A 20,250-nucleotide genomic window follows, 5' to 3' on the forward strand; every position below is an offset into this window, starting at 1 on the left:
GCAGCCGGTACCAAGTTATGCATCTGGAGGTAGGCAATGAACCGTGCCGACAAGACCGTAGTGATGAAGACGGCCGTGGCACCGACTGCCTGGCGTGAGCCGTCCCTTCCCGATCGCGGGTCGCCCAGCGTATTGGCTGTGAGGTCGGCGGCGGGCCCGAGCAAGGCGGTCTCGATCGGGATGGTGAGCACGTATCCGCCCACCCAGTGCGGCCTGGCGACGTTTACCGCATCGCTGCGGGCAGGGCTTGCCGCCGATGACCCGAGCCTGTTTGTGGGCGTCGTCCGGGTCGGGCAGGCTGCGCCATCCTTTCACGACCAGGATGTCGCGCACGTTGTGGCTTCCGAATCGGAGGCCGGGATTCAGGATGCGGCACGGGCTTTGAACAAATTCGACGTGGCGGTCATCCAGCACGAGTACGGGATCTACGGTGGAGCCGACGGCGAGCAGGTGCTTGACCTTCTGGAGCTGATCCGGGTGCCCGTGGTCGTCGTGGCGCACACGGTCCTTGCCGCGCCCAGCCGCCGTCAGCGCTACATCCTGGAGACGTTGACGCAGTCCGCCGATGCCGTGGTGACGATGTCGGCGACCGGCCGCCGCAGGCTGCTCGACGACTACCGGGTGGAGCCGCGCAAGCTCCGGCTGATCCCGCACGGTGCTCCGGCCGGGACCAGCCTCGATCGGGTCCGGCGGGTGGTGAATCGGGCGCATCCGATGGTGCTCACCTGGGGCCTGCTCGGCCCGGGAAAGGGTATCGAGTGGGGCATCGACGCGCTGTCGGTGATGGATCCGGATGGTCCCAGGCCGAGATATGTCGTTGCCGGGCAGACGCACCCCAAAGTGGTTGCCCAGCAAGGTGAGCGCTATCGCGAATTCCTGAGCGAGCGTGCTGAACGTAAGGGCGTTGCTCACCTGGTCGAGTTCGAGCCGGGCTATCTGAGCGCTGAACGGCTGCGTGAGCTGTTGCGCGAGGCCGACGTGGTGCTGCTTCCCTACAACTCTGATGAGCAGGTCACCTCGGGCGTCCTGACCGAGGCCATGGCGGCCGGCGTGCCTGTGGTGTCGACCGACTTCCCCCACGCCGTCGAGCTGCTCGGCGATTCGCGGGGAGGTTTACTGGTACCACATAAAAATCCCGCAGCCATAGCGGCGGCCTTGACCAGAATCACCGCCGAGCCCGGTCTGGCGCAGGCGATGTCCACGCACAACACGAGTCTGGCATCGCTGATGGACTGGCCAACCGTGGCCGGGCAGTATGGCCGGTTGTTCGAGGCGTTGCTGCGACAGTCGTCTGTGTCGAGCCGGTGAGCCCTGCCCTCAAGGCCGCATTCGCTCACCTCCTGCGCATGTCCGACTCCACCGGCCTGTTCGAGCACGCGCAGGGTGCGGTGCCGCGCCGCAATCACGGTTACTGCGTGGACGATGTCGCACGTGGCCTTGTGGTTCTGGCCCGGGAACCCCGCTTGAGCACCGAGCTGCACCGGTTGGCCGAGCGCTATCTGGCGTTCGTCTCGCACGCTCAGGTCCACACCGGGGCGGTACACAACCGGCTCGGGTTCGACCGGCGGTGGAGCGACAGCGCCGGGTCGGGTGACTGGTGGGGGCGCGCGCTGTGGGGCCTCGGGACGCTGGCCGCGCGTGGCGGAGATGGTTGGATTCGCGACGAAGCCTTGTCCCGCTTTGAAATCAGCGCCGTACACCGCTCGCCTTCCCGGCGAGCGATGGCCTTCGCCGCGCTCGGTGCCGCCGAGGTGTTCAGCCAGTACCCCGGGCACCGTCCGGCACAGGCCCTGCTGACGCTGACCGCTCGTGCCATCGGTCGGCCGGCCGGCGATCCGCGCTGGCCATGGCCGGAGAAACGGCTCTACTACGCCAATGCCGTCCTGCCCGAGGTGTTGCTGGCCGTCGGCCAGGCCCTCGGCGACACCGCGCTCATCGACGACGGCTTGGCTCTGCTGTCGTGGCTGCGCAAGGTGGAGACCCGGGATGGACATCTTTCGGTGACTCCGGTCGGCGGGTGGTCAAGGGTCGATGGGCGGCCAGGCTTCGATCAGCAACCGATCGAGGCCGCCTCCCTCGCCGATGCCTTCGCCCGAGCCTTCGCCGTCACCGGCGATCCTGTGTGGACAGACGGTATCCGGATGTGCGCCGCGTGGTTCATGGGAGACAACGATATCGGCAAGCCGGTGATGAACGCCGACACCGGCGGCGGCTGCGACGGTCTCGGCCGCAGCGCGGTGAGCCTGAACCAGGGGGCGGAGTCGACGCTGGCCCTCATCTCCACACTTCAGCATGAAAAGAGCCTGACACTTCAGCATGAAAAGAGTCTGGAAAGGAAGCAACCATGAACGATTGCCTGCTCAGGTTGGCGCCCCGCCTGCGAGCCGACCCGCGCAGGGTGATCGCCAAGTTGTTCGTGCCCGGCGAGGAGGCCTCGGACAGCCAGTCGCGGGTGTATCAGATCGTCGAGCGAGTGCGAAAGCTGACCGAAGAGCAGGTAAGCGCCGGGCTCGATGCGGTGCGTGTGGGGTTTGTGTCCAGGCACCGCGACTTTGAGGACATCCTGGAGCGGCATGCGTCACTCGTGTCGGCCCGTCTGCATGAGACCCAGCAGTTCTCCCGGCAGCGGCGCCTTCTGCTTGGGGCATACCTGACGCACGAGTTCTCGGTGGAGGCGGCGGCGCTGTGCAATCCGTCCATGGTCGAACATCCGGACCAATCCGGGGTACCCGAGGGAAAGACCCGATTCTTGATGAGTGTGCGGGCGATCGGGGAAGGCCACCTGTCGTCAGTGGAGTTCCGCACCGGGATCGTGTGGCCGGGCGGGATCGTGGTCGACGACCCGGGAAGGTTTCTGTCGACGGCCGCGCGCACCACGCGTGACCTCGAAAAGACGCTGATCGTCAACCGCCTCGACGACCTCGGGGTCGATCCCGCGACCGCAGGGCAGGTGCTCTCGGAACTGCCGGACGTCTTCACCGAGGAGATGTTGCGGCGGGCCATGGCGCAGCTTCATCCCCACCTGCTCGCACGGCAGGCGGTGCAGAAGGCGGTGCAATGGGTCGGCTACGTCGTGTCGAGCCAGTACGATCTGGCCTTCCCCGAGGGAACGCCCGTCGGCGAGCAGCTGATCTGGCCGAGCGGCGCCGCCGAGAGCCATGGCATGGAGGACGTGCGGCTCGTGCGCTTCGCCGGCGACGATGGAGCCTTCCTCTACCACGGCACCTACACGGCATACGACAGCGACCATGTCGCACCACATCTGCTTACCACACAAGACTTTCGCACGTATCGGATAGGTCCGCTGGCCGGGCCGGCCGCCCGGAACAAAGGAATGGCACTGTTTCCACGCCGTGTCGGCGGGAAGTACCTCGCGCTGTCCAGATGGGACAGAGAGAACATCAGCCTCTCCGCTTCGTCTGACGCGGTGTATTGGGAGCGCGGGCCGATCCTCCGCTCCACCATCGATCCCTGGGAGTTCATCCAGGTCGGCAACTGCGGATCCCCGATCGAGACCGAGGCCGGCTGGCTCGTTCTGACGCACGGCGTCGGTCCAATGCGGACCTACAGCATCGGCGCGATCCTGCTGGACCTCGACGAGCCGCATCGCGTGCTTGCCGAGACCGCTTCACCGCTGCTCGCACCCGATGCGCAGGAGCGGGATGGATACGTGCCCAACGTGGTCTACTCCTGCGGCAGCCTCCTGTCCGACGATGTGCTGACCATTCCCTACGGCATCAGCGATGCGGCGATCGGCTTCGCCCAGATCGGGCTCGCGACGATCCTCGAGCGGATGCGGCGCAACACCGAATAGGCGACCTGGCCGCCAACAGCAACGTGCGCATGGAGGACCGCGCGGTGACAGAATCGATCGGTGATGAGCAGCGACGCAGTGCCGCGGGGAGTTCCGCTTGTGGTGGGCAAGATGAGCGTGCCACAGCGTCGGGCAGGCATCGTGCCGCGTCGCCGGTTGATCGACGCCCTCCGCGATGGCACACCGCTGGTGGTGATGGTCGCGCCGGCCGGCTGGGGAAAGACGACGCTGCTCACCGACTGGGCGCACACGGTGGCGGGCGAAGGCGGTACCGGCGTGGGTTGGCTGACCCTCGACGAGGCGGATGACGAGCCGTTCCGGTTCTGGACCTATCTGGTGTCGGCCATTCGCGTCGCCGACGAGACGCTGGGCGCAGCGGCATTGGCCGCGCTGCGGGTGCCGGAGATGGACCCGCTGGAGGCGGCCGTGCCCACACTGCTCAATGACCTCGCGACGCGTCCGGGTCAGCTCACCGTCGTGGTCGACGACCTGCACGTCATCCGCGATCGCCGTATCCACGAGGGCTTGGAGTTCCTGCTCGCCTACCTGCCGCCCGGCGCACGACTGGTCCTCGCCGGCCGGTCCGACCCGCCGCTTCCATTGGCCCGCATGCGGGCGCGCGGCGAACTGACCGAAATCAGGGCCGCCGACCTGCGGTTCACCGCAGGCGAGGCACGTCCGCTGGTCGCGGCTGTCAGCGGCCGCGGGGCGCAGCGAGACGAGTTGCCGCAGGACGCGGTCGTGGATGTCGTCACGCGCACGGAGGGCTGGGCGGCGGGTCTCCAACTGGTGGCGCTGGCCCTGCGCGGCGCGCCCGCCTGGCCCGCGGACCTGACCGGCCCGGCGGACGGCAACCGGCATGTGGTCGACTACCTCACGGCGGAGGTGATCGACGGCTTGGCGCCCGAACAGCGCGACTTCCTGCTGCGTACCTCGGTGCTTGACCGTCTGGCGGGCCCGCTGTGCGACTTCGTGCTTGAGCGGCGCGAGTCGGCGCGGATCCTCGCCGAGTTGGAACGCGCTGACCTGTTTCTGGTGGCGCTGGACGCCCGGCGGACCTGGTACCGATACCACCGGCTGTTTCGCGAGGCGCTGCTGCGGGAGTTGCGCGCCACCCACGCGAGCGAGGAATCGGCTCTGCTGCTGCGGGCGGCGTCGTGGCACCGCTCGGCGGGCGATCGGGAGAGCGCGTTTCGGTGCCTGGTCGCGGCAGGAGACCCGGTGGCCGCGGGTGAGTTGCTCGCGGACAGCGACGACGACTTCATGGCGCGCGGGGCGCTCGGAACCTTCCTGCGGCTGGGCGACGCGTTGCCGCCGGAGGTCGTGCGGGCCAGTCCCAAGCTCGGCATCGCCTTGGCAGCGGCGGCCGGCTTCACCGGCCGGCTCGACCGCGTCGCGTCGCTGCTGGACTCGGTTGAATCGGTGCTGACCGATGAGTCCGTTCCGCCGCCCGGCTGGCACTCAGCCCGCGCGGCCGCGGCAACTCTGCGAACCGTTTACGTCAATTCCGGTGAGGCCGCTGCGCAGACCCTCGAGGTGGCACGGCGCGCGGTAGCGCTCGAGTCCGACCCCACCCGGCAGGGCTGGGTGATCTCCCGGATCGCGCTTGGCGGTGTGCTCAGCGGCATGGACCACGATGCAGAGGCCGCCTCGCTGCTCGCCGACGCCGTCGGCCGGGCGGCCGCTGTCGATCTCCCCGCGTTCAGCCGGTTACAGGCCACCGGCCTGCTGGCCGTGTCGATGTTCAAGGGGGGCAGGATCGAGGAGGTACGACGGCTGCTGCGCACCGCGCTGCCCGAGGCGGCCCGGATGGAGGACGCCCTCGGCGTCTCGGCCGCGCCGGCCGTCGCGTACCTGCGCCTCGCCGAAGGGCTCATTCTGTACCGCGACGGCGATGTCACCCGTGCCCGCGCCGTCCTCACCCGCGCTGCCGACCTGGCCGTGGCCACCGGCCACCCGAGTCAGTCGGTGCGGGCGCTCACCGCGCGAGCCGAGGCGGAACTCGCTGGCGGCGACCGCCGGGCTGCCGCCGCGGCTCTGTCCGAAGCCGACGAAATCACGCGCACCGAGCTGGTGCTGCCCGGGGTGGCGGCCGCGCTACGCGCCGCCCAGGAGCGCATCGGCCGGGATGCGGTGGCCCTCGCACGCCGTGATGGAGCGCTTGCCGAGCCGCTCACCGAGCGCGAACTTGCCGTGCTGCGGGCACTGCAAGGCCCGCTCAACCGGCGCGAGATCGGCGCGGAGCTCTACCTGTCGGTGAACACGATCAAGGGGTACACCAAAAGCCTTTATCGCAAGCTGGATGCGGCCTCCCGCCCGGAGGCGGTCCGCCGCGGGCGGCAGCTGGGCTTGATCTGAGCCGTCCACCCCGGGTGGTTCTCCGCCGGGGTGGTGCAACCCCACCCGGTTGCGCGCGATCGTCGTCCTCGACCGACGAGGAGACTGAGATGAAGTTGCGCTACAGGGTGGAGATCCGCGGCATCCTGCCCGGCGGACTCGCCAACGAGCTACGCCGCAGGTTCGGCGAGTTCACCCACTACACCGAGAACGGCCGGACCGTGCTGACCAATCTGGACCTCGACCAGGCCGCCCTGCGCGCCTTGCTCGACCAGCTCTGGGACGTGCACAGCGAGCTCCGCCTGGTCACCACGATCGACGACGAGATCACCTTGGAGCACCGATGATGTCCTGGCTTTGGCTCACGCTCGGAGGGGCAATACTGCCCTTCACCCTCTTACAGACCACGATCCCGCTAGCGGCGTGGCTCGCGCCCCTCTTGCTGTTGCGGTTCAGCCGTACGGTCAAAGCCCGATGGGCCGTGCCGGCGCTCGCCCTGGTCGGCGCGCTCAGCACATATGCGAGCTTCCGCGACGTGGTATCGACCGATCAGATGCTCGTGGCCGCTGTCGGCGGCGCCGTCCTGACCCCCATTCCGTACGCCATCGACCGGCTGCTTGCCGGCCGGCTCACCGGGATCGCGCGAACGCTCGTGTTTCCGATGGCCGACACGGCGCTGGTCTTCCTCTTCAGCACCGGCGACTTCGGCTCGACCGGCCACGTCGCCGGGACGCAGGTGGGCAATCTCCCGTTGCTGCAGTCGGCTGCAGTCGGCGGACAGTGGATCATTGCGTTCCTCATCGCCTGGGCCGCCGCCGTGGCCAACGAGGTATGGCAGCGACGCACCACGGTCGGCGCCGGGCGGACGCTGCTCGTCTTCGGCGCGGTGCTCGGGGCTGTGCTGGCGTTGGGCGGGGCACGGGTCGCCCTCGATCCGCCGAACGCACCGACCGTCCGGATCACCGGCCTGGCGCCGAATCGGGCGTCCAGCGACGCGCTGATGAGCGCCAAGCTGGCGCCCGGACCCCGCTCTGCAGCGGAGCGCGCTGAGGTTCGCGAGCGGTACTTCATGCCGCTGCTTGACGACCTGGTCTCCCGCACAGAACGGGCGGCGCGGGCCGGAGCACCGATCGTCGTGTGGGCCGAGGCGTCGGCGTACGAGTTCGTCGAGGACAAGGATGCGGTGGTCGAGCGGGCCCGATCGGTGGCCCGGACGGAGGGAATCTATCTGCAGATCGGCACGGTATGGCTGCTGCCGGTGCAGCAGGCCCCGTTCGTCGAGATCCGGGCGATCATGTTCGACCCGACGGGCGCCATCGTGTGGGACTACCTGAAGGCCACCGAGGCGCTGAGCGACGGCAACGTGCGCGGCCCCGGCATCATGCCCACCGTGGACACCCCGTACGGGCGGCTGGCCACCGTGATCTGCTTCGACGCGAGCTTCCCCGCGCTGGTGCGCCAGGCCGGTCGTGCCGGCGTGGATATCCTGCTGGTGCCCTCCAGCGATTGGGCGCCGGTGACCGACGCGCTCAACCAGCAGGCGACGCTGCGGGCGGTGGAGAACGGAGTGAGCATGGTGCGGCCCGTGCGGCAGGGCACATCGTTGGCGGTCGATCATCAGGGTCGAGTCCTGGGGCAGGACGCGAGCTGGTACCGAACCGACCCCGTCACCACCGAACACACGTTGACGGTGGCGGTGCCGATCCGTGGGGTCAAGACGCCGTACGCGCTGTTCTTCGGCGACGTGCTGGGTTGGCTGTCGATCGCCGGGCTGCTCGCAGCTGCTGCGGTCGTGGTTCTCCGACGACGAGTGGCCCGCACCGCCACCCCAGACGGGCCAGCCGACGACGATGAACCGAAACGTCAGCACGCCGGCGTGCTGACGGCCACCTGACCGCACGGTCCTACATCACCGAGCCCACCCGCTGACCACGGGTGGGCTTTGAGCCGTTGATCGGCCTTCCATCAGCATCTTGCTCGCATGGCGCGATTGCGTGTCTACCGCAACACCTATGTAGAGCCGCTGAGCTGATCCAACGGGAGGTGGTGACGTGGTGAGCCGCCGTGCCGGCCCAAGGTCGTACGGGGTCGGCGCGGCGGCTGCGGTCGTGCCAGTCAGCGGAGGTCGCGGAAGAAGGCGCGCATGTCGGCGGTCAGCGTCTGGGGTTCTTCGAGCGCGGCAAAGTGGCCGCCACGGTCGATGTCGGTCCAGCGGGTGATGGTGTTCTCCGTTTCCGCGTAGCGGCGGATGCCGACGTCGTGGGCGAAGACGATGGCGGCGGTGGGGACGCCGGAGTTGGGTTTGGTTGCGCCCCAAGCGGATTCCTGGGCGTAGCCGACGTACGCGGCCGTTCCGGCGGTGCCGGTGAGCCAGTAGATCATGGCGTTGGTGAGCAGCCAGTCCCGGTCGATGAGCTTGTCGGGCAGGGTTTCGCGGGGGTGGGTCCATTCCCGGAATTTGTCCATGAGCCAGGCCAGTTGGCCGACCGGTGAGTCGGTCAGCCCGTACGCCAGTGTCTGCGGGCGCGTTGACTGGATGGCGATGTAGCCGAACTCCTCGTTCATGAACGCCTCGATCCGGGCGATCCGATCGCGTTCCAGGTCGGACAGGCCGGCCAAGTCGTCGCCGCGCAGCGGCAGCGGCGGTAGCGGGCCGGGCCCGCCGTTGACGTGGATGCCGGCGACCCGGTCGGGTGCGACGCGGCCCAGTTGCGGGCTGACCGCGGCGCCGATGTCGCCGCCATGCGCACCGTAGCGCTCGTACCCGAGTCGGTGCATCAGTTCCGCCCAGGCGCGGGCGATGCGGTCGGTGTCCCAGCCCGGGTCGGTGATGGGTCCGGAGAACCCGAATCCGGGCAGGGAGGGGATGACCAGATGGAACGCGTCGGCCGGGTCGTCGGGGTCGGTCAGGGGCCCGATCAGGTCGAGGAATTCGGCGATCGAGCCGGGCCAACCGTGGGTGAGCACCAGCGGGAAGGCGTCCGGGTGCGGGGACCGCACGTGCAGGAAATGAATCCGTTGCCCGTCGATGACCGTGGTGAATTGCGGGAACGCGTTGAGCCGTGCCTCGGCGGCCCGCCAGTCGTAGCCGGTACGCCAATGGTCGACCAACTCGCGCAGCCATGCGGTCGGTACACCGGTGGACCAATCGTCGCCGGGCAGGGCGGCCGGCCAGCAGGTGGCGTCCAGGCGGCGGTGCAGGTCGTCGAGGCGGTGCTGGGGGATGTCGATCCGAAACGGGGTGATCTCCTGACTCATGAACACCACGCTACGGACAGCCTAGGGCAGCTTCGGTCCTAGCTTGATGGCAAACTTGGGTGCATGGCGGAAACCTCGGCTCGACTGCTGCGTCTGCTCGCCCTGCTGCAAACCCCGCGCGACTGGGCCGGCGGGGAACTCGCGCAGCGCCTGGACGTGGACGTGCGCACCGTGCGCCGTGACATCCAGAAGCTGCGCGACCTCGGATATCCGGTGCACGCCACCGCGGGTGCGGCCGGTTACCGGCTCGGCGCGGGCACGAAGCTGCCACCGCTACTGCTCGACGACGAAGAGGCCATTGCGGTGGCCGTCGGGTTGCGCACCGCCGCCAGCGGCTCGATCACGGGCATCGAGGAGACCTCGCTGCGCGCGTTGGCCAAGCTGGAGCAGGTGCTCCCGTCCCGGGTACGGCACCGGGTCAACATGCTGCACTCGGTCACCGTCGCCGTGCCCACCGCCGGCCCGACCGTGGACCCAGACGTGCTGACCGCGGTCGCAGCGGCCTGCCGAGAACACCACCGCCTGCGCTTCGACTATCAACGGCACGACGGCACCAGTTCGGTACGCGACACCGAACCCCACCGCCTGGTCCACACTGGACGACGCTGGTATCTGATCGGTTGGGACACCGAGCGCAGCGACTGGCGCACCTACCGGGTCGACCGGATGCGTCCGCGGATCCCGACCGGGCCCCGGTTCACGCCCCGGCCGGCGCCCGACACCGACCTCGCCGGCTACCTCACGCGCGGCGTGTCCACCGCCCCGTACCGGCACCAGGCCCGAATCACCCTGCACATCCCGGCGCAGGCCGCCGCCGAACGGATCCCACCCTCCGTCGGCGTCATCGAGGCCGTCGACGACGACACCTGCCTGCTACACACCGGATCCAACTCGCTCGACGAAATCGCCGTCTACGTCGCGCTGTTCGGCTTCCGCTTCCACGTGCACGAGCCCCCCGAACTCATCGCGCACATCCGCGACCTCACCGCCCGCCTCAGCCAAGCCATCCAATAGGGGCGCTTCAGCCGACAAGCCTCCTGTGGCGCACGGCGGGATCTTCATATCCACCCGCGGCGGGTGGCGGCGATGCCCGCCTGGAACCGGGTCTCCGCACCGAGCACGCGAAGCAGTTCGGCGATGCGCCGTCGGGTGGTGCGGTAGCTCCAGCCCAGATGGTGTGCGATGGCCTCATCCTTCATCCCGCTGGTCAGCAGGGCGAGCAACCGGCGGTGCTCCGGCGTGGGATCGTCGCTTGTGGACGGTGGCAGGTGTGGCGGGTCCGGCGCGATCGCGATCGCGTTCGTCCACAGTTGCTCGAACACGTATGTCAGCACACCGAGCAACGACGACTCGTACACCACGATGGCGGCGGCGATGTCGGGCTGGTCGAGGCTGCCCGGCACGAACGCTACCTTGCGGTCGAAGATGGCCAGCTTGAACGGGAGCTGGTTGGTGACGCGCGCCTGTTCGCCCGCGGCGACGTAGCGGGCGATCGCCTCGACCGCCTTGGGCGAGCGGTCAAGCGCGGCCCGGTCGTAGATCGCCCGGCACACCACACCCCTGGCGAGCACCTCGAACTCCACGTCGTTGGTGATCGGTCCGGCGTCGCCCGCGTATGGTGGGGTGTCGAGTACGAGGATTTCCGCCACGGCGGAGCGCTGCAACAGATCGAACCGGTTGAGCACCGCCCGCGGCCCGCTGAGCACCTCCACCAGGTCGGTCCGGCCGGACGCGGCGCCCTGCCGGTACTCGGCCATCAACCGCACGGCCAGTACGCGAAGGCCGTCAAGCTCGGCCCGCCTGAGCGAGATCAGCGCCTCGATGCCCACGTCGGGTGCGGTCGGCACGAACGACGGCGGGTTGTCCACCGTGCTCGTCACCAGACCGACGGTCTCCAGCGGCCGCAACGCTTCCTGTGCCCGTGCGGCGGGCACACCCAGCTCCTCGGCCAGCTCGGCGGCGGTGTCGGCGCGGCGTCGCAGCAGCAATCGGTACAGGAGTTGTTCGGTCTCGCCGATGCCCAATGCGCCCAGGGCGGCTAACGAGTCCACATTGACGTGTTGACCGAACTCCAAGCGCGGGCTACGGGAGAATGAGACTTGCACGGAGAGTGACGACTGCGCGTTTGAGGATTGTCCGAACTGAGCCGTTTATATGCTTTCCTACCTGCATGTTGGAGACACCTCGCGATTTGCGAACCTTTGTCGTACCGCGCTTGGGCCGGATTGCCCAGGTCGAGGACGTTGTGGTGCCGGTCAGATTGCTCGACCCAGTGGAGGCCGAGGTCGATGAGGTCACGCTGTTTCTGCGGGACATGCGGGCGTGCGATCGCAGCGTTGGCAGTCTGCGCTCGTACGGGCTGGCGTTGCTGCGCTGGTACCGGTTCTTGTGGGCGGCGGGGGTTTGCTGGGACCGGGCCGGGCGCGATGAGGCGCGGGATTTCATGCTGTGGCTCGACGTTGAGCGCAAGCCGAGACAGCGGAAGAGTGGCCCTGCTGCGGGCTCGGTGAACCCGTTGACTCGTAAGGCTTATCCCGGGTCGGGCTATGCGCCGCGGACACGGCGGCATAACTGGGCGGTGGTGCGGGCGTTTTACGAGTTTCATCGGGAGCACGGCACGGGGCCGCTGGTGAACCCGATGCCCGCCCGCCGGGCACGCCACGGCGGCAGGGCCGACGGGCATCACAATCCGCTGCAGCAGTTCGACCGGAGTCGGCGGGCTGATTTTCAGCCCAAGCTTGCGCATAGGGCGCCGCCACACATTCCGAATCATCTGTTTGCGCAGCTGTTCGCGGCGATGCGCACCGACCGTGACCGGGCGATCCTGGCCTTCTACATATCCACGGCTGCCCGTGCGAGCGAGCTGTTGGGGGTGTCGTGCGATCGGGTTGATGTGGGTCAGCAGCTTGTCGGTGTCTACCGCAAGGGAAGTGGGGATCTGCAATGGCTTCCCGCGTCGGCGGATGCCTTTGTGTGGCTGGCGTTGTACCAGCGCCAGTTGCGGCGGGTCTCGCGTGAGGCCGGCCAGCCGCTGTGGTGGACACTACGTCGTCCACATCGTGCGCTCGCGTATGCGGCCATGCGGGCGGTACTCATCCGCGCGCAGAAGCTTCTGGGTACCAATTGGACGCTTCATGACCTGCGGCACACGGCCGCCAAGCGAATGATCAAAGATCCGTCGATGTCTTTGGCTGATGTGCAGTGGGTCTTGGGTCACCGCGACGTGCGCAACACGATGCTCTACCTCGAACCGGACGCCGAGGAGGTGGTGGAGCGGATGCGCGCCCATCACCTCGCACTCTCGCAACACGCCCCGACGCCGCCCGTGCCTGCGGCGGGCTACCGGCCCGAGATGCTGGCCACGCTGCTGGGTGGCCGATGATGAGCATCGCGGTGGAGGGACGGGGCCGGATCGCAGGACGAGAAAACCGCCGGGCGCCTCGCGAAGCGCCACCGGCGGCCCTGCCCGGTGAGCCGCCGGTCTTGCCCGACGGGCAGCAGGCCCGCCCGGATCCGCAGCTGTGGCCGCAAACCCGCCTGGATGCAGCGACGATCATCGATCTTGTTGGGGCACAAGCCAAGGCGAGCGTCAAGACGCGACAGCTGGGCAGCCGGCGCATCCTGGACTGGCTGGGCGGGTTCGCCGGCGACACCTGGCAGCAACGGTGGAAAGCCAGCGGTGCCGAGCAAACCGGGCACGGCTGGGCAGCGCTGGTCCCATCCGGGCCTGCAAGCTCTCGGGGTGCCACCGTCGATTGCCAGCCGGTTCGGATCGCCGTCGGCTCGTTGCTGGCGGCCCAGGTAATCCGGCCGAGCCTGCCCTGGCTTCTTGCACAAGACTTCTACCAGGCATTGCGGCACACCTTCACCCTCATTGACCCCCGATGGCTACCAGCGGCTGGACGCCGCGATCAGCGCCCGCCCCGGTGTCATCGACTCGGCGCGGCAGCATGCGTTCAACGCGATCACCCGGATCATGATCAGCAAGGGTGGGGTGATGTCGTCGATCACCGCAGGCGACTGCGCCCAGTACTGGCACACGCGCCGCGACCTCGGCCTGAAGATGCACGAGGGCAGCCTGTACTACCAGTCCTTGTTCGACCTGGGGATTTTCGGCCCACATGCGCCGCCTAACCTGACCGCCGCCACCCGGCACGGCCGGCTGTCGTGTGAGGAGATCGTCGACCGCTACCAGATCGCGCACAAGCCGTTTCGTGACCTGCTGGTGGCGTATCTGGCGATGCGCCGTCCCAGTATGGACTACACGTCGCTGACCAACATCGCCAACAATCTGGGCCGGCTATTCTGGAAGGACCTGGAGGAGCATCATCCCGGCATTGACTCCATGCATCTGCCGCCGGAGGTGGCGCAGGCGTGGAAGCAGCGCCTGACCGGCTTGGTGCTGCGCCCCAATGGAACTGGCCAACGTAAGGTTCCGCAGAACGCGATGATGCACGTGCGGGCGTTCTACGCCGACATCGCCCACTGGGCGATCGAGGACCCGGCTCGCTGGGCGCCCTTCGCCGCCCCTTGCCCGGTGCGGGCCGCGGACACCTCACTAGTCAAAACCCGCAAGCGGCGCAAAGCAGAAATGGACCAGCGCACCCGGCTACGCGCACCGGTGCTCGCCACGCTCTTGTCCGCCGTCGAACGCGAACGGCACAAGACCGCCGAGCACCTGGCCGCCGCCAGTGCCACACCACCCGGCGGCACCTACACCCACGACGGCGACCAGTATGCGCGCCTGCCTTCAGGCGCCAACTCCTTGCGCGTGTTCGCCCGCAACGTCGGCGACGGGAGCCGTCACGATGTGACGTTCCTGGAAGACCGGGCGTTTTGGTGCTGGGCCGTCGTGGAGACCCTGCGCCACACCGGAATCCGCATCGAGGAACTGCTTGAGTTGACCCACCACAGCTTCTGCACCTACACCTTGCCCACCACCGGCGAAGTCGTGCCCATGCTGCAGATCGCGCCGTCGAAAACCGACACCGAACGGCTGCTGCTGGTCTCACCAGAACTCGGCGAGGTACTGGCCGCCGTCATCAACCGCGTCCGCGCCGGAAAGCAACGGCTACCTCTGGTGTCCCTTTGGGATGTGTTCGAACGGCAATGGTCACCGCTTATGCCGTTCCTGTTCCAGCGCATCGCCGGAGGCGTCTCCCGGCCGATCACCCGCCGGTTCGTCTCCAACGCCCTCGAATGGCACTGGAACAGACCGGCCTGACCGACCCCAGCGGAGCGCCACTACGCTTCGTACCCCACGACTTCCGCAGAATCTTCACCACCGACGCCCTGAGAGCCGGACTCCCACCACACATCGCCGCCAAGATCCTCGGACATGTTGATCTTAATACGACTCTCGGCTACGCCGCCATCTACCCCGAAGACGTCATCACCCACCACCGAGCCTTCATCGCCCGCCGCCGCACCCTGCGCCCAGCCGAGGAATACCGCGACCTCACCCCCGCCGAGTGGGACGAGTTTCTGGGCCACTTCGAGTTACGCAAGGTGGAACTCGGTATCTGCACACGCGACTTCGGCACACCATGCATACATGAGCATGCATGTATTCGTTGTCCAGCGCTCAGGCCGGACCCGGCACAACAGCCACGATTGCAACACATCCTGGAAAACCTGCAGGCCCGGCTCGCCGAAGCCGAGCAACAGGGCTGGCGCGGGGAAGTCGCCGGACTGCAAGTCAGCATCGCCTCCGCACAGCACAAGCTCGCCACCATGGCCGAACTCGTCGGCCGTCATCGGGTTACCCATCTCGGCATGCCCGACTTCCGCCCAACGGCAGGCCGAAGCATCACCGGCGCAAAGACATGAGCACCATCTGGATTGCTCTCGTTGCGGCGTTAGGGTTTGCCGCTGGCCCGTGGCAGCGCGCCCGGATCTTCCACCACGCGCAGCCCGCCGGGCAGTCCTGGCGCGAACGGTGCTCGCACTGCGAGCACACACTTGTCAGCAAAGGCCGGCGAGGGCTTACCGCGATCCTGCCCCCAACCGGCCGCTGCCCACACTGCCACAACCGTCTCGGGCCCCGGCCATTCACCGTCGAAATCATCACGGCCACCGTGTTCGGGCTGCTCGCCTGGCACATCGGACAGCCACCGTGTTAACCGCGCTGTGCTGGCTAGCGCTCATCGGCACACCGCTAGCATTTATCGACATCGCCGTGCGCCGGCTACCCGACCAACTCACCCTCGCCGCCCTGGCCGGAACCGTGCCACTGCTATTTGCCGCAGCGCTCGTAGCCGGGCAGCCACAACGCATCGCCCGGGCGGCCATCGCCAGCATCGGCATGGTCTTTGGCTACCTCTTCTTGGCGATCGTGGCCAACATGGGACTCGGTGACGCGAAACTCGCGCCCGCCCTGGGCGCGGCGCTGGGCTACTTCGGCCTCGCACCCGTACTCGCCGGCGCCGCCGCCGGTTTCATCCTCGGCGGCCTGCACGCCGCCGCGATGCTCGCGACGCGCCGAGCCACCCGCAAATCAGAACTGCCCCACGGGCCCGCGATGCTCCTCGGCGCGCTCGCAGCAATCCTGCTCATCACCCCATAAGAACCGAAGCGACACGCCCGGGCCAGCGCCCCAGCCAAACACGCGAATGACTACGGACGGTAGCGAAAATGCTTAATCTGAGAAATCCCTTCATTCAGAAACGCTCGATCGCGTAGCTGCGCACTCAGCGCAACGAATCCCTAACTAACCGCCGCCGTACGCTCGTCGATGTGAATCGATCCATGAGAGGCTGACTCCGCAGGCGAGGCGCTTAACGATGCCGCAGAGCAGTTCGGCGATCCGCAACTTCGGTTCCAAGCTGCGGTCGTTCAGCTGGCGCGGGGAGGCGGAGAGCACCCGAGATCTCGTGTCAGTCCTATATCCGGTCCAGGGAACACGCTCGCGGACGGCAATCTGGACCGTGAAATGCCTGGGCCGCGACGGGTGGTGCCATCGCTGCTCCGGAGGGAACGCCTGTGCTGGAGCCTGGCATCGTGAGGTGAGTGGCGTGCAATGCTGATCTACCGGATGATCGCCGGGACTCGTACTATATCGACGGCATCCCTTCGACCATGGGGGGTGGTTGGTATCTCGAGATTGAACACAGTCAAGTTTCCAATCCGACGAGTTGCTGACATCGAATGCTATCTCAGGGTCGTAACGACAGACGCCGCCAGGAGGTTCATCGCGGTATCGCTACCTCGACCGGTTTAGAGGGCTGCCCGTTGTCCACACACATAAAGCTAAAGAGGTCGACGTCTGCGGGCACCGAGGATGGCGGAACGAGGAAGATTCCGTCAAAAACCTCATGCGTTGTAGTTGACTTGTCTCGAGGGTTGCGGACAGCGACAACTGATGAGGCCGTGCACGAACTTGCGACCACGACTACACCAAATGCCCTCGAGGCGGCTATCGCCGTGTCATCGTGGCATGCGGACGCTGCTGCGATCTCCGCTTCCCCTTTGGATTCAACAAGTCTCCAACAACGAACCGGTTCCGTCGCAGATTTTGGCGGATGGCTTCCTCGATTGCGGGTGATTTGGAGCGATACCACGGTGCCAGCTGGCAGGTCAACGGACGCGCTGGTCTTTGTCCACAGTTGTCCACCGTCGTCCGGTTGGGTCGGAACGGGCTGGGGCCTGCTGCAGGCAGAAATCAACGACAAACCAGCAATAGCGGCGATAACAGCGAGGTTCTTGCGATTTCGCATGGCTTTACTCCTAGGGCTGGCTTATATTATAAACGGCAAATCTATACCACAGGCTGGCTGCCCGCATACAAACGAAATGTAAAGCTGGCGAAGTGTCGTCCCATCATTCGTCTTATCGGCGCAGATGTAACCACGGCATATTCCCAGCGCCAGCCAGCTGCGATGCGGCTTTTCGATCGATTTGCTAATCCAGCTTCCTAGGGCTGAGGCGGCGATGGAGGGCTGGAACGAGGAACAGTTCCGCTTGCCGACGTCGCATTCCACCGCGGCATAAACACCGTCTGATATGCGCAATCGATCAAGGATTGCCTTAGCTTTGGAGAGCATCGATTCATCGCCGACGTAGATGCTCGCGAGCGAGATCTCGGCAGCCATTTCGATCGATACCCGACCTCCTAGATTGTGTCTCTCGGTATTGGTAAAATTAGCAATCGCAACTCGTGATCGAGTTTTTTGGTCTGCCGACCACACGGCGGCGAGGTCGATCATTGCAGTGGCTGGTCCGGTCGGTGCCGCGTTCACGCCGGCGGGATGCATTGCCGAGACGTCGACCTTAGTGATTCTGATGAGGTTTGACAAACGCGCCGACGCCACCGCTCGAGCTTGTAACGACAGCGAGCCGTCCCCCATCAACGGTAGCCAGAATTTTGCGATCGATTGCATAACCTTTTGTGCCAAGTCGTTCTCACGTCCCACCAAGGATGCTAAACGGATGGCGGCAGCCGTTGCTGCGAGTGTCTTATAGGGATCCACCGCTGATCGTAGAAGCCAACCCGCCCTCGTGTATGGGCTCTTGAGATCGTCTACGACTTTGCACCCCAGCTCGCGCGCGTAGAAGGATGCCTGTATGTCGCTTGCATCACTGCCGGGCAAGGAAACAAACCCTCTTCCGCGCAGAAGGCTGGCGCAGGAGCCAGCTGCGAGGACCTGTGGCGCGAGACCCAATGCTCGCCGTACCCCTTCCAGTTGAAATTGTGCTCCTAGCGTAGAAGCGTCCATTGCCGTGTTGGGAATGCGATCTAGGCTCTCAAGCGCCGCATCTAAAACCCGCCGAAGGACCGGTTGGAGCGAATCGGCTTGTTTGTGGGTCATTACGACAACTTCCAACAACGGCAGCGCCGTACCAACGGCCACCCCCGGCGTTAATACATCTGGCAACTTTTTCAATTCTAATTTCGCCTGATGCACTACCTCCTCTGGCACGGGAATGGATAGATCACGCATGGCTCGGACCGCGGCTGCTGTGCTTCCCCATGTGCCTTCCACTTGGGGATCCGGAGAGTAGAGATAGCCACTCCTCAGTGTCTCGAGCTTTGCGGCTGTCCGAGAGGAGTCAAGGTTTAGTCCAATTTCACGCGCGATTCCGGCGGCGAGTGCGATCTGTCCAATGTGTTGGAGTGGCGATGAATCTAGGGCTCCGACAGAACCGACCGCCACCCACGGTGCCAGCCTAGCAGGATCCATGCCTTCGGGAAGACGACCGCCGCGCCAGCGTATTTGCCAGTATGTTTCATAAATTGAGAAGGGTGAGCGGGCGGAGCTCCAAGCGTCGTCAATAAAGTATCCTGCATCATCTATGACAAAGGAGTCGGCGAGGAGGTGCACAATGTCTTCTTTGGAAGAGACAGGGTTGGTCGATGCCGAAACAGCTGTCGCTGGAACACTACCGCTTGGGGAAGTGGCCGGACATCCACTCAAGCTCATGGATACAAACAGACTTAACAAGCCGGTGATTAATCGATTTCTAGCGTTGCTGAGGTGCATTCAGAAGCCCATTTTCCTCTAGAAAGCGGTTCGGGGTAATGGGTCTCGACCCGCAGAAGGTGGGGGTCGAGACCCACAAAGCCTTAACAACTCTCGGTAGAGTCGGTAGCCTTTACGGAAGTGCAACTCTGCTGTAAGAATCGGTCGTCCAGAATGTACTTCCAAACTGGAACGAGCCGTGGACCTCTTGTCGAACCTGGAGAATAGTTCCGCCGGTTACGGCGAGGTAGATGTGCTCAACGTTGTGTTCTACGGCGTAGGTATCGTTGACTGTGTTCTCATAAGAGACCCTGCCATTGCCGTGATTGACACTTCCGGACGGCGCACCACCAACGCTGAAGCCAGCAGCTACGTAGTCAATATCCCAGACATCACGGTGCTTGATACTTGTGGCGTAAAATGGGTCAACTCCGTACCACAAAGAGTATGAATAGCCCTCATAGTGATCGGATTGGGTATAGCAGCAACCAGGAACTTGATATACGTCAACAAGCGAACGGAAACCGCTTCTTGCCTCATCTTCGGTGCCGCCGGGAGGCGTAATCCGTCGTACAGTGTTGTTTTGGATCCAGAACTTGCACGACGGCGTTGGAGGAGAATGGCTGCAGTGAGACGCATCGTTGTTGCCGACATACTCCATCGGCTGAACATAGGCGGGTTCTGCATGAAGCTTCTTCGCCTTGCTTTTTAGAGCGGGGTTGGGGATCGTTACGGTGACGACTCCCGGTTCGTTGTAGATCACAATGCCAGACGGATCTGGCGAATAGGCCATCGCCGGTTGGACAGCGATAATGCTGCTGGCGGTCAAGGCGCCAACTAAAATGGCCGCTATCCATGCACCGCTTCGGCGCATGGTTAGAATTACCCGTGTTCTCACAGATCCTCCAAGATCCGATAGTGGGAACCAGAGCGGCTGAGGCGTTCCTGCGCCTCAGCCGCGCATCGTTTCGGGTCCTAACACTCGGCTTCGAGTGCTAGCAGATCGATCCGAATTGGAAGCTACCAGAGCGATCGCCTGCGGTGTGCCCCTAGAATCCAACCCAACCCAACCGGACTAGCGAGCGATTGCGGACCGTAATTGTTAAGTTCCAAGCGGCGCGATGGCCTTCACCATCGCAGTCCGTCACCAGGGCTCTTCATCTCTGCACCAGTTGTGTAGGAATACATAGCGTCACTAGGTAACGGTTTTGTAACGTCGGATGATCTCACGCGGTGGTTCTTCTGCGACTCGGCGCACCGGCACTTGGCACATCTAATGGTTGGAACACGCTGTGCGTTGGACCAACCCACTGTCCGGTGAGGCGTTTGACGGGCCCATTGTGAGCCCCTCGTAGTCGCCCCTGCCGACGCTTCACCGCGAGG

At 65.6% G+C, this 20,250-nt stretch carries 16 protein-coding genes; 12 read left to right on the forward strand and 4 right to left on the reverse strand.

Going from position 1 to position 20,250, the window contains the following annotated elements:
* Positions 1-138 precede the first annotated feature (138 nt).
* The 6 genes from DM816_RS06125 (at position 139) to DM816_RS06150 (ending at position 8,045) form a co-directional block, all read left to right on the forward strand.
* On the forward strand, positions 139-1,308 hold the full coding sequence (locus DM816_RS06125) for a glycosyltransferase (protein ID WP_246001636.1): 1,170 nt from the start codon (positions 139-141) through the stop codon (positions 1,306-1,308).
* A 38-nt stretch (positions 1,309-1,346) separates the two neighbouring features.
* Positions 1,347-2,348: a glycosyltransferase gene (locus tag DM816_RS06130; RefSeq protein WP_117209178.1), complete on the forward strand. Its 1,002-nt coding sequence runs from the start codon at positions 1,347-1,349 to the stop codon at positions 2,346-2,348.
* Positions 2,345-3,814, forward strand: coding sequence for a glycoside hydrolase family 130 protein (locus DM816_RS06135; protein ID WP_117209145.1), 1,470 nt, complete (start codon positions 2,345-2,347; stop codon positions 3,812-3,814). The genes DM816_RS06130 and DM816_RS06135 overlap by 4 nt, the downstream gene beginning before the upstream one ends.
* Before the next feature lie 63 nt (positions 3,815-3,877).
* Positions 3,878-6,172 (forward strand): helix-turn-helix transcriptional regulator, encoded by a 2,295-nt coding sequence (locus DM816_RS06140; protein ID WP_117209147.1) that lies wholly within the window; start codon positions 3,878-3,880, stop codon positions 6,170-6,172.
* 89 nt (positions 6,173-6,261) lie between these two features.
* Positions 6,262-6,498: a hypothetical protein gene (locus DM816_RS06145; RefSeq protein ID WP_117209149.1), complete on the forward strand. Its 237-nt coding sequence runs from the start codon at positions 6,262-6,264 to the stop codon at positions 6,496-6,498.
* On the forward strand, positions 6,495-8,045 hold the full coding sequence (locus DM816_RS06150; RefSeq protein ID WP_117209150.1) for a nitrilase-related carbon-nitrogen hydrolase: 1,551 nt from the start codon (positions 6,495-6,497) through the stop codon (positions 8,043-8,045). The genes DM816_RS06145 and DM816_RS06150 overlap by 4 nt, the downstream gene beginning before the upstream one ends.
* 221 nt (positions 8,046-8,266) lie before the next feature.
* On the opposite strand, the gene DM816_RS06155 is transcribed toward DM816_RS06150, so the two are convergent.
* A complete protein-coding gene (locus DM816_RS06155) occupies positions 8,267-9,409 on the reverse strand; it encodes an epoxide hydrolase family protein (RefSeq protein ID WP_117209179.1) in 1,143 nt (380 codons plus the stop codon).
* Between the two features lie 63 nt (positions 9,410-9,472).
* Between DM816_RS06155 and DM816_RS06160 the strand changes: the two genes are divergently transcribed.
* Positions 9,473-10,423, forward strand: coding sequence for a helix-turn-helix transcriptional regulator (locus tag DM816_RS06160; RefSeq protein ID WP_117209152.1), 951 nt, complete (start codon positions 9,473-9,475; stop codon positions 10,421-10,423).
* Between the two features lie 44 nt (positions 10,424-10,467).
* Here the strand turns inward: DM816_RS06160 and DM816_RS06165 are convergent, their stop codons facing one another.
* The gene (locus tag DM816_RS06165) at positions 10,468-11,460 is read right to left on the reverse strand and encodes a helix-turn-helix domain-containing protein (RefSeq protein WP_162907158.1); all 993 of its coding nucleotides are present in this window, start codon (positions 11,458-11,460) and stop codon (positions 10,468-10,470) included.
* Between the two features lie 119 nt (positions 11,461-11,579).
* Between DM816_RS06165 and DM816_RS06170 the strand changes: the two genes are divergently transcribed.
* The 5 genes from DM816_RS06170 to DM816_RS06190 all read left to right on the forward strand — a co-directional run bounded on the left by DM816_RS06170 (position 11,580) and on the right by DM816_RS06190 (position 15,974).
* Positions 11,580-12,791, forward strand: a complete 1,212-nt coding sequence (locus DM816_RS06170) for a tyrosine-type recombinase/integrase (RefSeq protein ID WP_211588563.1) — start codon at positions 11,580-11,582, stop codon at positions 12,789-12,791.
* Between the two features lie 492 nt (positions 12,792-13,283).
* Positions 13,284-14,633: a hypothetical protein gene (locus tag DM816_RS06175; RefSeq protein ID WP_117209156.1), complete on the forward strand. Its 1,350-nt coding sequence runs from the start codon at positions 13,284-13,286 to the stop codon at positions 14,631-14,633.
* Positions 14,609-15,238, forward strand: a complete 630-nt coding sequence (locus tag DM816_RS06180) for a site-specific integrase (RefSeq protein ID WP_162907159.1) — start codon at positions 14,609-14,611, stop codon at positions 15,236-15,238. Before DM816_RS06175 ends, DM816_RS06180 begins: the two co-directional genes overlap by 25 nt.
* Complete coding sequence (locus tag DM816_RS45670) at positions 15,235-15,531, forward strand: prepilin peptidase (RefSeq protein ID WP_117209160.1); 297 nt, start codon at positions 15,235-15,237, stop codon at positions 15,529-15,531. Before DM816_RS06180 ends, DM816_RS45670 begins: the two co-directional genes overlap by 4 nt.
* The gene (locus DM816_RS06190) at positions 15,525-15,974 is read left to right on the forward strand and encodes a prepilin peptidase (protein ID WP_162907160.1); all 450 of its coding nucleotides are present in this window, start codon (positions 15,525-15,527) and stop codon (positions 15,972-15,974) included. Before DM816_RS45670 ends, DM816_RS06190 begins: the two co-directional genes overlap by 7 nt.
* A gap of 1,171 nt (positions 15,975-17,145) precedes the next feature.
* On the opposite strand, the gene DM816_RS42235 is transcribed toward DM816_RS06190, so the two are convergent.
* Both DM816_RS42235 and DM816_RS42240 read right to left on the reverse strand, forming a co-directional pair.
* On the reverse strand, positions 17,146-18,729 hold the full coding sequence (locus DM816_RS42235; protein WP_211588564.1) for a hypothetical protein: 1,584 nt from the start codon (positions 18,727-18,729) through the stop codon (positions 17,146-17,148).
* Between the two features lie 271 nt (positions 18,730-19,000).
* Positions 19,001-19,765: a hypothetical protein gene (locus tag DM816_RS42240; RefSeq protein ID WP_162907162.1), complete on the reverse strand. Its 765-nt coding sequence runs from the start codon at positions 19,763-19,765 to the stop codon at positions 19,001-19,003.
* Positions 19,766-20,250: the final 485 nt, after the last annotated feature.

It is taken from the genome of Allorhizocola rhizosphaerae (genome assembly GCF_003426775.1).
GTDB classification, from domain to species: Bacteria; Actinomycetota; Actinomycetes; order Mycobacteriales; family Micromonosporaceae; genus Allorhizocola; species Allorhizocola rhizosphaerae.

Bases quoted from the DNA above. Each gene is read 5' to 3' on its own strand.
- DM816_RS06130 (WP_117209178.1), top strand. From the start codon at position 1,347: ATGTCCGACTCCACCGGCCTGTTCGAGCACGCGCAGGGTGCGGTGCCG.
- DM816_RS06160 (WP_117209152.1), top strand. From the start codon at position 9,473: ATGGCGGAAACCTCGGCTCGACTGCTGCGTCTGCTCGCCCTGCTGCAA.
- DM816_RS06170 (WP_211588563.1), top strand. From the start codon at position 11,580: ATGTTGGAGACACCTCGCGATTTGCGAACCTTTGTCGTACCGCGCTTG.
- DM816_RS06135 (WP_117209145.1), top strand. From the start codon at position 2,345: ATGAACGATTGCCTGCTCAGGTTGGCGCCCCGCCTGCGAGCCGACCCG.
- DM816_RS06145 (WP_117209149.1), top strand. From the start codon at position 6,262: ATGAAGTTGCGCTACAGGGTGGAGATCCGCGGCATCCTGCCCGGCGGA.
- DM816_RS06140 (WP_117209147.1), top strand. From the start codon at position 3,878: ATGAGCAGCGACGCAGTGCCGCGGGGAGTTCCGCTTGTGGTGGGCAAG.
- DM816_RS06180 (WP_162907159.1), top strand. From the start codon at position 14,609: ATGGCACTGGAACAGACCGGCCTGACCGACCCCAGCGGAGCGCCACTA.
- DM816_RS06155 (WP_117209179.1), bottom strand. From the start codon at position 9,409: ATGAGTCAGGAGATCACCCCGTTTCGGATCGACATCCCCCAGCACCGC.
- DM816_RS45670 (WP_117209160.1), top strand. From the start codon at position 15,235: ATGAGCACCATCTGGATTGCTCTCGTTGCGGCGTTAGGGTTTGCCGCT.
- DM816_RS06150 (WP_117209150.1), top strand. From the start codon at position 6,495: ATGATGTCCTGGCTTTGGCTCACGCTCGGAGGGGCAATACTGCCCTTC.